12 protein-coding genes and 1 tRNA gene are annotated in these 12928 nt (G+C 67.3%); 7 read left to right on the forward strand and 6 right to left on the reverse strand.

The features are described from left to right. Positions 1-11 precede the first annotated feature (11 nt). A complete protein-coding gene (locus AC1KAT_RS01055; RefSeq protein ID WP_480321886.1) occupies positions 12-2129 on the forward strand; it encodes a site-2 protease family protein in 2118 nt (705 codons plus the stop codon). Between the two features lie 86 nt (positions 2130-2215). Next, positions 2216-2407 (forward strand): heavy-metal-associated domain-containing protein, encoded by a 192-nt coding sequence (locus AC1KAT_RS01060; RefSeq protein ID WP_480321888.1) that lies wholly within the window; start codon positions 2216-2218, stop codon positions 2405-2407. Positions 2408-2489: 82 nt separating this feature from the next. On the opposite strand, the gene AC1KAT_RS01065 is transcribed toward AC1KAT_RS01060, so the two are convergent. The 6 genes from AC1KAT_RS01065 to cysS form a co-directional block, all read right to left on the reverse strand. Next, positions 2490-2582: transfer RNA gene (locus tag AC1KAT_RS01065), tRNA-Ser, on the reverse strand. 79 nt (positions 2583-2661) lie between these two features. Then, positions 2662-3930, reverse strand: coding sequence for an aspartate kinase (locus tag AC1KAT_RS01070; protein WP_480321890.1), 1269 nt, complete (start codon positions 3928-3930; stop codon positions 2662-2664). Between the two features lie 81 nt (positions 3931-4011). Continuing rightward, on the reverse strand, positions 4012-5307 hold the full coding sequence (gene tilS / locus AC1KAT_RS01075; protein WP_480321892.1) for a tRNA lysidine(34) synthetase TilS: 1296 nt from the start codon (positions 5305-5307) through the stop codon (positions 4012-4014). A gap of 24 nt (positions 5308-5331) precedes the next feature. Beyond that, a complete protein-coding gene (locus AC1KAT_RS01080) occupies positions 5332-6303 on the reverse strand; it encodes an acetyl-CoA carboxylase carboxyltransferase subunit alpha (protein ID WP_480321894.1) in 972 nt (323 codons plus the stop codon). Positions 6304-6411: 108 nt separating this feature from the next. Then, positions 6412-7056 (reverse strand): DNA-3-methyladenine glycosylase family protein, encoded by a 645-nt coding sequence (locus AC1KAT_RS01085; protein WP_480321896.1) that lies wholly within the window; start codon positions 7054-7056, stop codon positions 6412-6414. A gap of 4 nt (positions 7057-7060) precedes the next feature. Next, complete coding sequence (gene cysS, locus AC1KAT_RS01090; protein WP_480321898.1) at positions 7061-8455, reverse strand: cysteine--tRNA ligase; 1395 nt, start codon at positions 8453-8455, stop codon at positions 7061-7063. A gap of 228 nt (positions 8456-8683) precedes the next feature. On the opposite strand from cysS, the gene AC1KAT_RS01095 reads away from it, so the two are divergent. The 5 genes from AC1KAT_RS01095 (at position 8684) to AC1KAT_RS01115 (ending at position 12921) form a co-directional block, all read left to right on the forward strand. Further along, positions 8684-9697 carry a YybH family protein gene (locus AC1KAT_RS01095; protein WP_480321900.1) on the forward strand — a complete coding sequence of 338 codons (1014 nt, stop codon included), beginning with the start codon at positions 8684-8686 and terminating at the stop codon, positions 9695-9697. Positions 9698-9903: 206 nt separating this feature from the next. Further along, positions 9904-10992 (forward strand): L,D-transpeptidase family protein, encoded by a 1089-nt coding sequence (locus AC1KAT_RS01100; protein WP_480321902.1) that lies wholly within the window; start codon positions 9904-9906, stop codon positions 10990-10992. 11 nt (positions 10993-11003) lie between these two features. Next, entirely contained in the window at positions 11004-11564 is a 561-nt protein-coding gene (locus tag AC1KAT_RS01105; RefSeq protein WP_480324280.1) for a peptidylprolyl isomerase, read from the forward strand. Position 11565: 1 nt separating this feature from the next. Then, positions 11566-12069, forward strand: coding sequence for a peptidylprolyl isomerase (locus AC1KAT_RS01110; protein ID WP_480321904.1), 504 nt, complete (start codon positions 11566-11568; stop codon positions 12067-12069). Between the two features lie 54 nt (positions 12070-12123). Then, a complete protein-coding gene (locus AC1KAT_RS01115) occupies positions 12124-12921 on the forward strand; it encodes a UDP-2,3-diacylglucosamine diphosphatase (protein WP_480321906.1) in 798 nt (265 codons plus the stop codon). Positions 12922-12928 lie beyond the last annotated feature (7 nt).

The raw sequence follows: 12928 nt of genomic DNA on the forward strand, positions 1-12928 counted from the left end.
ACGCGCCGGCCATGGACCTGCTGCCCCCACTGCGCCAGGACCTGGCCCTGCACGCCGGGCCCGCCGCGCCCGATGGCTCGCCGACCTGGACGCTGCACGACCCGGCCGCGAACCGGTTCTTCGAGTTGGGCTGGGCCGCGTTCGAGCTGCTCTCGCGCTGGCCGCTCGGCAGCGCCCGCGCCGTGCTCGACGCCATCGCCCGCGAAACCACGCTGCACATCGAAGCCGGCGACCTCGACGGCCTGCTGCGCATGCTGTCGCACAACCACCTGCTGCTGTCGCACGGCCCGCAAGACACGGCCCGGCTCGCACAGGCCGCCGCCGCCACGCGCGTGGGCCCGTGGCGCTGGCTGCTGAAGAACTACCTCTTCGTGCGCGTGCCGCTGGTGCGGCCCATGCCCTGGCTCAGCCGCTTCGCGCCGCGCGTGGCCTGGGCGTTTCATCCGATCTTCTGGATCGGCGTGGCGCTGGTCGCGGTGCTCGGCCTCGCGCTCGCCTCGCAGCGCTGGGACGCGTTCACCCACACCTTCGCGTCGTACGCCAACTGGCAGGGTGCGTTGGCCATCGGTGTGGCCGTCAGCTTCGCCAAGGTGATGCACGAACTCGGCCACGCCTTCACGGCGCAGCGCCACGGCTGTCGCGTGGCCACGATGGGCATCGCCTTTCTCGTGATGTGGCCGGTGCTCTACACCGACACCAACGAAGCCTGGAAGCTGCGCTCGCGCCGCCAGCGTCTGCAGATCGGCGCGGCCGGCATGCTGAGCGAGCTGGCGCTGGCGGCCTTCGCCACGGTGGCGTGGGCGCTGATCCCCGACGCGCCCGGCTGGGGGCCGGTCAAGGCCGGGGCCTTCTTGCTGGCCACCACCACCTGGCTCATCACGCTGGCCATCAACGCCAGCCCCTTCATGCGATTCGACGGCTACTTCTTGCTGTCGGACGCGCTCAACCTGCCCAACCTGCACGAGCGCTCGTTCGCGCTCGCACGCTGGTGGCTGCGCGAGCGGCTGTTCGGCCTGGACGAGCCCGCGCCCGAGTGGTTCACGCCCGGCCGGCAGCGCGGGCTGATCGCGTTCGCGTTCGCCACCTGGCTGTACCGGTTGGTGCTCTTCCTCGGCATCGCCGTACTCGTGTACCACGTGTTCTTCAAGGCCCTGGGCGTGGTGCTGATGGCGGTCGAGCTGATTTGGTTCATCGGCCTGCCAGTCTGGAAAGAACTGAAGCAGTGGTGGATGCGCCGCTCGCACCTGCGCTGGAACCGCGCCACGCGTCGTTCGATGCTCGGCCTCGCCCTTACGCTGGGCGTGCTGCTGTGGCCCTGGCGCACCACGGTGCATGCGCCCGCGGTGCTTGCCGCACAGCAAGCGCAAGGCCTGTACGCCCCACACGCCGCGCGCATCGACACCGACCTGCCCCGCACCGGGCAGGCGCTGCGCGCCGGCGAACGGCTCGCCGTGCTGCAGTCCCCCGAACTGGCCGCACGCCTCGCGCTGGCACAAGCGCGCGAAGAGCAACTGCAATGGCAACTGGCGCAGCAACCCTTCGATGCCCGCCTGATGGAAGCCGGCCCGGCCCTGCGCAAGCGCTGGGAAGCGGCCCAGGAAGAAGTGCGCGGCCTGCAGGGTGAAGTGCAGCGCCTCGTGCTGACCATGCCCTTCGACGGCGCCGTGGTCGAGGTCTCGCCCGAGCTGTCGCGCGGCGACTGGCTGGCCGCGGGCGAGAAGCTGATGCAGGTCGTCGCCCCGCAAGGCGCAAAGGTCGAAGCCTTTGTCGATGAAGACCAGGCGCGTGCGCTGTCGCGCGGCGCCGAGGGCGTCTTCGTGCCCAACAACGCCGAAGGCGCACGCGTGGCCTGCGAGCGTGGCCATGTCGATGCCGTGCAGCTGGCGCAGCTCGACCAGCCTTCGGCCGCCAGCGTCTACGGCGGCGCCATTGCGTCGCAGCGCGAGCCCGACGGCCGCATCGTGCCGCTGCAACCGACCTTCCGCCTGCGCCTCGAAAGCTGCACCCTGCGCCACGCCCCGCGCACCGAGGTGATCGGCATCGCCGTGCTGCACGGCGAACGCCGCTCGTGGCTCAGCCGCGCATGGCACGCCTCCGCGGCAATATGGCAGCGGGAAGCGGCCTTCTGAACCCATGAGCCGACATGGCGCAAGCCCTTGACCTTGCCACGGAGGCAAGCTCGACACTGAGGCCATCGAAACCCAAGGAGCCCCTGATGATCGAGTTCACCGTCAAAGACATGACCTGCGGCCACTGCGTCAACCATGTGACGCAAGCCATCCACGGCGTCGATGCACAAGCCAAGGTCGACATCGACCTGCAAACCCACACGGTGCGCGTCGAGACCCAGGCCGCACGCGAACCCCTCGCGGCCGCCCTGGCCGAAGCCGGCTACCCGGCCGCTTGAGTGACCCGGGCGCTAAGACAACGCGCCACACCGCGGAAACGAAAAAGCCCCTGACCATCGGTCAGGGGCTTCACGTTTTGGCTGGCGGAGTCGGAGGGATTCGAACCCTCGATGCAGGTTTTGCCCACATACTCCCTTAGCAGGGGAGCACCTTCGGCCACTCGGTCACGACTCCAACTAGCGAGGCGGCATTCTAACCACAGAACCACCGCCTTCTTCGATCACGACACATCGCGTGATCGTCAGCAACACACTCAGCCCGCGGGCTGCTCCAGATCGAAGGCCTTGTGCAGCGCGCGCACGGCGAGCTCCATGTACTTCTCGTCGATCACGACGCTGGTCTTGATCTCGCTGGTGGTGATCATCTGGATGTTGATGCCCTCTTCTGACAGGCAGCGGAACATCTTGCTGGCCACGCCCACATGCGAGCGCATGCCGATGCCCACGATGCTGACCTTGCAGATCTTCGGGTCACCAGTGACTTCGCTCGCGCCGGTTTGCGGCAGCACGGTGTTCTTCAACAACTCGACGGTGCGCGCGTAGTCGTTGCGGTGCACGGTGAACGAGAAGTCGGTGCGGCCATCGTGCGAGACGTTCTGGATGATCACGTCCACGTCGATGTTGGCATCGGCCACGGGGCCGAGGATCTGGAAAGCGATGCCGGGCTTGTCGGGCACGCCGGCCACGGTGATCTTGGCTTCGTCGCGGTTGAACGCGATGCCCGAGACAACGGCTTGTTCCATTTTTTCGTCTTCCTCAAAAGTGATCAGGGTGCCGGAGCGGGCTTCCTCGTCGATGTTGATGTCCCAGGGCGTGAAGCTGCTGAGCACACGCAGGGGCACGCGGTACTTGCCGGCGAATTCGACCGAACGGATCTGCAGCACCTTCGAGCCCAGGCTGGCCATTTCGAGCATCTCTTCGAAGCTCACGGTGTGCAGGCGACGCGCCTCGGGCACGATGCGCGGGTCGGTGGTGTAGACGCCATCGACGTCGGTATAGATCAGGCACTCGGCGGCCTTCATCGCCGCGGCCACGGCCACGGCCGAGGTGTCCGAGCCCCCACGGCCGAGCGTGGTGATGTTGCCGTCGGGGTCCACGCCCTGGAAGCCGGTGATGACGACCACCTTGCCGGCCGCGAGGTCGGCGCGCACACGGGCGTCGTCGATGCTCTGGATGCGCGCCTTGGTGTACGAGGTGTCGGTCTTGATGGGCACCTGCCAGCCGGCGTAGCTCACGGCTTCGAGGCCTTCGGCCTGCAGCGCGATGGACAGCAGGCCCACCGAGACCTGCTCGCCGGTCGAGGCGATCATGTCGAGTTCGCGCAGCACGCCGTCGCCGGGCACTTCGGGCGACAGCTCTTTGGCGAGGCCCAGCAAGCGGTTGGTTTCGCCACTCATTGCCGAGGGCACGACGACCATCTGGTGGCCGGCGCGCGCCCACTTGGCAACGCGCTTGGCGACATTGCGGATGCGCTCGGTCGAGCCCATCGACGTGCCGCCGTATTTGTGAACGATGAGTGCCATGAGAACCTGAGTCTCTGAGGGATTGGAAGGGGAGCGACGCGGTCGCGAACCGCGCATTTTATCCCGCCGCCCTGGCGGCTTTCAGCCCGCAGACCCGGGGACCCAATCCAGCGTCAACTGCGCCTGCCCGGGCAAGCCCACCACGCGCGCATCGACGCCCAGGCCCGGCACGAACACGAGTTGCCCGCCGCTGAAGACCAGCGGCCCCTCGCGCATCCACACCGGCACATCGGCGGCCTGGTACTGCTTCTTCAGGCTGCGCGCCGGGCGGCCGAGGCCGGCCTGAAAGCGTTCGCCACCTTTGCGGGCGCGCAAGTCCAGGTGAGCCAGCCATGCGAGTGGCACGCCGCCCTCGGTGACGCGCCGCGCGTGCAGCGTGCCGCCCCAACCCGGCAGCGCAAACGGTCCCGCCCCCGTGATGGCGAGCGTGGTCTCCCGCGCGCCCACCGGCACCTCACCGTCGGCGACGAAACACAGGCGCCCGCGATGGCAGTGCAAGGCGCCCCCGGGCGCAGGCCACGCCGCTTCGCCTTCGGCCCCCAGTTCGTGCTTCAAGCGATCAAGCAAGGACGCGGGCACCGCCGACGGCAAATGTGCCGCCAGCCACTCCCGCAACGCGTTGCCACGGCGGGCTGGGCTGAGCGCAGCCCAGGCGTCGAGGCGTAGCCCGGGGTCGTCCGCCACGGCCGCCAGGTCGAGCATCGCCAGCTCATCGAGGCATTCACGCGCTTCCTGCGCATGCCTCGCGGCATCGGCCAACGCGGCCTCGGCGTCGGGAAAGGCCTGCACCAGCGCCGGCCACACCGCCAGCCGCAGCCGGTTGCGGGCATGGCGCGGGTCGCTGTTGCTGTCGTCTTCGATGTGGTCGAGCCTATGTGCCCGTACGTAGGCGTCGATAGCCTCGCGCGGTCGATCGAGCCAGGGCCGCGCCCACAGCAAGCCCTCGCGCTCGATGTGATCGGGCATGGCCGACAGGCCCGCAGCACCGGCACCTCGCAAAGCCTGCAGGAGCCAGGTCTCGGCCTGGTCGCGGCGGTGATGCGCCAGCAGCACCACGGACGCGCCGGCCGCGTGGGCCATGCGGGCCAGCGCGGCGTAGCGCTCGCGGCGCGCCCAGGCTTCGACGCTGTCGCCGCGTGCGGGCTTGTCGGTGATCCGGTGGTGATACAGCTGAACCGGCAGCCCCTGCGCTGCCCAGGCCTCGCACTGCCCTTGCACGTGGGCCAGCCATGCGTCGGCGTGAGCGCTCAAGCCATGGTGAACATGCAGGGCCGCCACCCGCAAGCCGCTGGCGTGCGCCGCGTGCAGCGTGGCATGCAGCAGGGCCGTCGAATCACGGCCCCCGCTGTAGGCGACCGCGACGCACGGCGGGTTCACTTCATCGAGGAACGCGAAGGACGATCAGCGCTCAGTCGTGTCGCTGAACCGGCCGTAGCTCTGCAGGCGCTCGTAGCGGCGTTGCAGCAGCTCTTTGGGCTTCAGGTCGCTGACCTGGCGCAGCGCGTCGTTGAGCGCACGCTTGAGGTACGAGGCCATCTGCTTCGGGTCGCGGTGTGCGCCGCCCACCGGCTCGCTGACGATCTTGTCGACCAGGCCCAGGGCCTTCAAGCGGTGCGCCGTGATGCCCAGGGCTTCGGCCGCATCGGACGCGCGCTCGGCGGTCTTCCACAAGATCGACGCGCAGCCTTCGGGCGAGATCACCGAGTACACCGAGTACTGCAGCATCAGCACCTGATCACCCACGCTGATGGCCAGGGCGCCGCCCGAGCCGCCTTCGCCGATGATGGTCACGATGATGGGCACTTCGAGCTGCGCCATTTCGAAGATGTTGCGGCCGATGGCTTCGGACTGGCCGCGCTCTTCGGCACCGATGCCCGGGTAGGCCCCGGGGGTGTCCACCAGCGTGAACACCGGCAGGCCGAATTTCTCGGCCAGCTTCATCAGGCGCAGCGCCTTGCGATAGCCCTCGGGGCGCGACATGCCGAAGTTGCGTGCGGCGCGCTCCTTGGTATCACGGCCCTTCTGGTGGCCGATGACCATGCAGGCCTGGCCGTTGAAGCGCGCCAGGCCACCGACGATGGACTGGTCGTCTGCGAAGTGGCGGTCACCGCGCAGCTCTTGAAAGTCGGTGAAGATCTCGTTGATGTAGTCGAGCGCATACGGCCGCTGGGCGTGTCGCGCGATCTGCGTGACTTGCCAGGGCGTGAGCGTCGAGTAGATGTCTTTGGTGAGCTGCTGGCTCTTCTTGCTCAGGCGGTCGATCTCTTCAGAGATGTCAACGGCCGATTCGCTTTGCACGTAACGCAGTTCTTCGATCTTGGTTTCGAGTTCGGCAATGGGCTGCTCGAATTCAAGGAAGTGTCGTTTGCTCATCAGGGGAGGTCCTGGCTTGCGGGTGTTTGAGATGACCCGGGGGACTGTCGCGCGGCGTCCGCTTCTTGCTGTGCTCGTGCTCTGGTCAGCGGCTTGGATTCAGCGGCGTCAATACGCGACAGGCAGGGGGTCGAGACTTCGCCAAATGTACCATGTGGCCACCGAGCGGAATGGCGCCCAGGCGTCACCCACTTCGCGTGCTTCGGCCCTTGAAACTGGCTCGCCACTGAAGTAGTTGAGGCTGATGCCCTTGAGCAATCCAAGGTCATCCAGCGGCATCACGTTGGGCCTCATGAGGTGGAAGATGAGGAACATCTCCGCCGTCCAACGGCCGATGCCGCGGATGGCCACGAGTTCATCGATGATGGCCTCGTCGTCCATCTGCTGCCATTGGCGCACGTGCACCGCGCCACTTTGAAAGTGCTGTGCCAGGTCGTTGAGGTATTCGACCTTGCGGGCCGACAGGCCGGCACCGCGCATCTGCGGCGCTTCGAGCGCGAGCACGGCCGCAGGCTGCAACTTGCCCGGGCCGCCACCGACGGCATCGACGAAACGGTCCCACACCGCCTGCGCGGCCTTCACCGAGATTTGCTGCCCGACGATCGAACGGGCCAGCGTCGTGAACGCATCGCCACGGCTTTCGAGCCGCGCCTCGCCACACTGAGGGATGAGCTTGCGCATCACCCGGTCACGCTTGCTCAGGTGCTTGCAGGCTTCGTCCCAATAGTCGGGGGTGACGATCTTGGTGACCACCGGGTCAGGCCTTCACCCAGGTCGTGCCTTGCGGCGAGTCTTTCAACTCGATGCCCTGGGCCAGAAGGTCTTTGCGGATCTGGTCGGCGCGGGCAAAGTCCTTGGCCTTCTTCGCCTCGGCGCGCGCGGCGATCTGCGCGTCAATGTGCGCCGCGTCGACCCCGCCGCCCTGCCCGCCTTGCAGATAGCTGCGCGGGTCTTGCTGCAACAGCCCCAGCGTGCCGGCCAGGCCCTTCAGCAGGTTGGCATGCGCCACGCTGCGCTGGCGGTTCACATCGGCCGCGAGTTCAAACAGAACGGCCACGGCCTCGGCGGTGTTGAAGTCGTCGTTCATCGCCGCGCGGAAGCGCACGGCCTGCGGCTGCGACCAATCGATCTCGGTGCTGGTCGCCGGCACGGCGTCGAGCGCGGTGTAGAGGCGACGCAGCGAATTGCGCGCATCGTCAAGGCTCGCTTCGCTGAAGCCGAGCGGGCTGCGGTACTGCGTGCGGATCATGAAGAAGCGCACCACCTCGCCCTCGAAGTGCTTCAGCACGTCGCGGATGGTGAAGAAGTTGCCCAGCGACTTGGACATCTTCTCGTCTTCGCCCTGGTCGTTGACGACATTGACGAAGCCGTTGTGCATCCACAGGTTGACGAACGGGTGGCCCAGCGCGCCTTCGCTCTGCGCGATCTCGTTCTCGTGGTGCGGGAACTGCAGGTCGAGCCCGCCGCCGTGGATGTCGAATCGCTCACCCAGCAAGGCGCAACCCATCGCCGAGCACTCGATGTGCCAGCCGGGACGCCCGGGGCCGAAGGGGCTGTCCCACTTGGCGTCGTCGGGTTCGCTGGGCTTGGCAGACTTCCACAGCACGAAGTCGAGCGGGTCTTCCTTGCCGTCGAGCACGGCCACGCGCTCACCGGCGCGCAGTTGGTCGAGCGACTTGCCCGAGAGCTTGCCGTAGCCCTCGAACTTGCGCACCGCGTAGTTCACGTCGCCCTGCGGCGCGCGGTAGGCGAGGCCCTTGCGTTCGAGCGTCTCGATCATCGAGAGCATCTGCGGCACGTACTCGGTGGCACGGGGTTCGTGCGTGGGGGGCAGCGCCCCCAGGGCACCGAAGTCTTCGTGCATGGCGCGCGTCATCTCGTCGGTCAACTGGCGGATCGAGATGTTGCGTTCGAGTGCACGCTTGATGATCTTGTCGTCGATGTCGGTGATGTTGCGCACATAGGTCACTTGGTAACCCAGCGTGCGCAGCCAGCGCGCCACCACGTCAAATGCCAGCATCAACCGCGCATGGCCCACGTGACACAGGTCGTACACCGTGACGCCGCAGACGTACATGCGCACGTGCTGGGGATCGATGGGCGTGAAGACCTCGGTCTGGCGGGTCAGCGAATTGAAGATGCGCAGGGTCATCGGCGGGTATCGGGGATGGGATGCTCGAAAGCCCACCGAGGGGAGCCGCCAGAGCCGTGGCCGGGCGGGGGAGCGTCGAGGAAGAAGCGGCCCCTGCGGGTCGCCACGGGGCCTGACGCTGCGGGGCTACGATACAATTTTTCGAGTATAGCGGCAGCCCTTTGACGGGCTCGCGCAGATGGCGGGGTCGCTCCAGCACGGGCCCACATAACGCTCACCAGGACTTCGATGACTCGTCTCCGTTATTCCGCCGGCGCTGCTGTTGCCGCGCTGGCCCTGTGCTTCGCCGCGCATGCCGCACCCGATGCCGCCGAGATCAACCGCCTGCTGCAAGGCGGTCAGTCGAGCGAGGCGCTGCAGAAGGTCGAGCAGGCCCTGGCCAGCACGCCGAAAGACGCGCAGATGCGCTTTTTCAAGGGCGTGATCCTGTCTGAGCAAGGCAAGACCAACGAGGCCATCGCTGTCTTCGTGGCCTTGACGCAAGACTTTCCCGACCTGCCCGAACCGCACAACAACCTCGCGGTCCTGTATGGCAAGCAGGGCCAGTACGAACAAGCGCGGCGCGCGCTTGAGAGCGCGATTCGCACCAACCCGAGCTACGCGACCGCCTACGAAAACCTCGGCGACGTGTATGCCAAGCTGGCGAGCCAGGCCTACTCGAAGGCCTTGCAGATGAACAGCACGAACGCGGCGGTGCCGCCAAAGCTGGCCCTGATCCGCGACCTGTTCACCGTGCGCGGCACCACGGTGGCCACCGCGTCGCCTGCGCCGAAGCCGCCCGTGGCTGCAGCCCCTGCGCCAGCCGCCGCGCCGAGCCCCGCCCCTGCCGCCAAGCCCCCTGTGGCCGCGCCAGCACCGGCCCCTGCCCCCGCCCCGGCGCAGACACCCCCCAAGCCCGCCGCCACGGCCGCAAAAGATGTCGAGGCCGCGATCCAGGTCTGGGCAGATGCCTGGAGCCGCCGCGACATGCGCGACTACCTCGCCGCCTACACGCGCAACTTTTCGGGCACCTCGAAATCTCGCAAGGCATGGGAAGACGACCGCCGCGCCCGCATCATGAACAAGCGTTCGATCAGCGTGGTTTTGTCCGACCTTTCGACCGATGTGCAAGGCGACAAGGCCACCGTGAGCTTCCGTCAGGACTACCGCGCCGACGCGCTGAAGGTGTCGAGCCGCAAGACGCTCGAACTCGTGCGCAGCAACGGCAAGTGGCTGATCCAGAAGGAAAGCACGGGTTCGTGAGGCGCCTCCATTCCGCGCATGCCGCCGCACCTGCCGGCCGGCATCGCGCGATGTGCATCGCTGCCTTGCTGCTTGGACTGGTCGGAGGTGTCGCATCGGCGCCCCCGTCGGATCGGCCGCCAGCGAAAACTCCGCCCACCGCACCCACGCCCGCGGTGTCCAACATTGGCACGGCCTCCGCGCTGCCAACGGGCCCTGAGGCGCGATTGATCGAGATCTACCGCCTGATCGGCGCCGGACAAGCGCGCACGGCGCTCGTTCGCGCCGAATCGCTGACGCGCGAAGTGCCCAACTTCCAGCTGGCGCAACTGGTCTACGGCGACCTGCTGCTGGCCCGGCACGGCACCCTGCCAGGGCTGGGAGCCGCGCCGTCGTCGCTCGCAGGTGCCGCGAACGACCAACTGGCGCAGTTGCGCCGAGAAGCCGCCGTGCGACTCGCCGCGCTGAGCGAGCGGCCGCCGCAGAACAAGCTGCCGCGGCAGTTTCTCGACTTGCCCAGTTCCACGCGCCACGCCATCGCGGTGGATGCCAGCCGCTCGCGCCTGTACCTGTTTGAAAACCGGCCCACGGGCCCGCAGCTGATCGCGGACCACTACGTGTCACTCGGCCGGCAAGGCGTGGGCAAGAACGTCGAAGGCGACCAGCGCACGCCGCTGGGCGTGTACTTCATCAACGCACGGCTCGACGACGCTCAGCTCAAGCCCTTCTACGGCCCCGGCGCGCTGACGCTGAACTACCCCAACGAATACGACCGCCGCCGTGGCAAGACGGGCAGCGGCATCTGGCTGCACGGCGTTCCCCCCGAGAACTTCGCACGCACCCCGCTCACCACCGACGGCTGCGTGGTGCTGGCCAACGACGACCTCAAGCGGCTGCTGCGCGACGTGGCCCCGCGCCGCACGCCGGTGGTCATCGCGCCCAAGCTCGAATGGCTGGCGCCCAGCGAGCTGGCCGCCGAGCGCGACCTCGCCCGTCTGCTGGTCGAGCGCTGGCGCAACGCGCGCTCGACGGGCGACTCGCGCAAGCTGCTGTCGCTGTATTCGGTGCGGTTCGCCAATGGCAGCACCGACCTCGCCGCCTGGTCGCAAACGCTTGAGAAAGAGCGCCAGACCGCCCGCGGACGCGAGTCCGACATCAAAGAACTGTCCATCATTTCCTGGCGCGACGAAAGCGAGCTGCTGGTCGTGACCTTTGGCGAAGTGCTGCAAGGCCAACGCACGGGCAACCTGCGCCGCCAGTATTGGGTCAGGGAGGGTGGACAATGGAAAATCTTCTACGAAGGAGTGATCGGATGAACACCAAGCGGATGAACACCAAGACCCGTTGCCTGGCCTGGGCCACCGCCGCCGTGCTGGGCCTAAGCGCACACGCTGCAGCCCTCGCCCAGAAGGTCAAGCTCTCGACCTCGATGGGCGACATCGTCGTGCAGCTCGACAAGGCCAAGGCCCCCAAGACCGTCGAGAACTTCGTGCAGTACGTGAAGGCCGGCCACTACGACGGCACGATTTTTCATCGCGTGATCGACAACTTCATGATCCAGGGCGGCGGCATGACCGCCGACATGAAAGAGAAGCCCACGCGCCCGCCCATCGCCCTCGAAGCGAAGAACGGCCTCGACAACGTGCGCGGCAGCATCGCGATGGCCCGCACGATGGATCCGAACTCGGCCACCTCGCAGTTCTTCATCAACGTGAAGGACAACGATTTCCTCAACGCCGCCAAGTCGCCCGATGGCAATGGCTACGCGGTGTTCGGCAAGGTGATCTCGGGCATGGACGTGGTGGACAAGATTCGCGCCGTGCGCACCCGCCCCGGCGACGTGCCGGTCGAGACCATCACCATCAAGAAAGCCTCGCTGGAGAAATGACATGAGCAAACAAGTCGAACTGCAAACCAACAAGGGCAACATCGTTCTCGAACTCGACGACGCCAAGGCCCCCGAGACGGTGAAGAACTTCATCGCCTACGTCGAGAAGGGCCACTACAACGGCACGGTGTTCCACCGCGTCATCAAGGGCTTCATGATTCAGGGCGGTGGCTTCGAGCCGGGCATGAACCAGAAGCCGACCGACGCACCGATCCAGAACGAAGCCAACAACGGACTGAAGAACGACCACTACACCGTCGCCATGGCGCGCACCAGCGCCCCGCACTCGGCCTCGGCGCAGTTCTTCATCAATACCACCGACAACGGCTTCCTGAACTTCACGTCTGAGTCAGCCTCGGGCTGGGGCTACGCGGTGTTCGGCAAGGTCGTGTCTGGCCAAGATGTCGTCGATGCCATCGAAAGCGTGAAGACCGGCCGCAACGCTGGCCATGCCGACGTGCCCGTCGAAGACGTGGTCATCACGCAAGCCACGGTGGTGGGTTGATCCGCGCGACCGACCGCTCGCGGTGATCCGGCGCTCACGCTGCACTCGCCCGTGTTGAGCGCCCCCCTCACCATCCCGCCGGTCTCGGCGTGGCAGCCACCGGCCGGCTGCCGCGCCATCGATTTCATCTCGGACCTGCACCTCGGTGCCGACACGCCGCGCACCTATTCGGCGCTGTCCGACTACCTCGGCCGCACACCGGCCGATGCGGTGCTGATCCTCGGCGACCTGTTCGAGGTGTGGGTCGGCGACGACGCCCGGCACGACGCCTTCGAACAACGCTGCGTCGATCTCTTGCAGCGCAGCGCCTCGCGCGTCAGGCTCGGCTTCATGGCCGGCAACCGAGACTTCCTCGTGGGTGCGGACATGTTGCGCGACTGCGGCATGGCGCTGCTCGAAGACCCGACCGTGGTCGATTGTTTCGGCCGGCGCGTGCTGCTGTCCCACGGCGATGCGCTGTGCATCGCCGATGCTGACTACCAGCAGTTTCGCCGCCTGGTGCGCAGCGCGCTCTGGCAGCGCGGCTTTCTCGCCCAGCCCTTGGCCCAGCGCCGCACCTTCGCGCGCGACTTGCGCGACAAAAGCGAAGCCCGCAAACGCGACCTGGGACACGACCCCAGCCTGTGGGCCGATGTCGATGTGCCGACGGCCTTGCAGTGGCTCGCGGCCGCGCAGGCCACGGTGCTGGTGCATGGCCACACGCACCGGCCCGGCAGCGAAGCCCTGTCCCCCACCACCGAGCGGCATGTGCTGTCCGACTGGGACTGCGACCATGCCCAGCCGCGCGCCGAAGTGCTGCGCTGGACGATCGCCGGCTTCGCGCGCCTGTCGCTCGTCGAAGCGGCCCGCTGAGTCGCGC

It is taken from the genome of Piscinibacter sp. PDB5-1 (assembly GCF_056676035.1).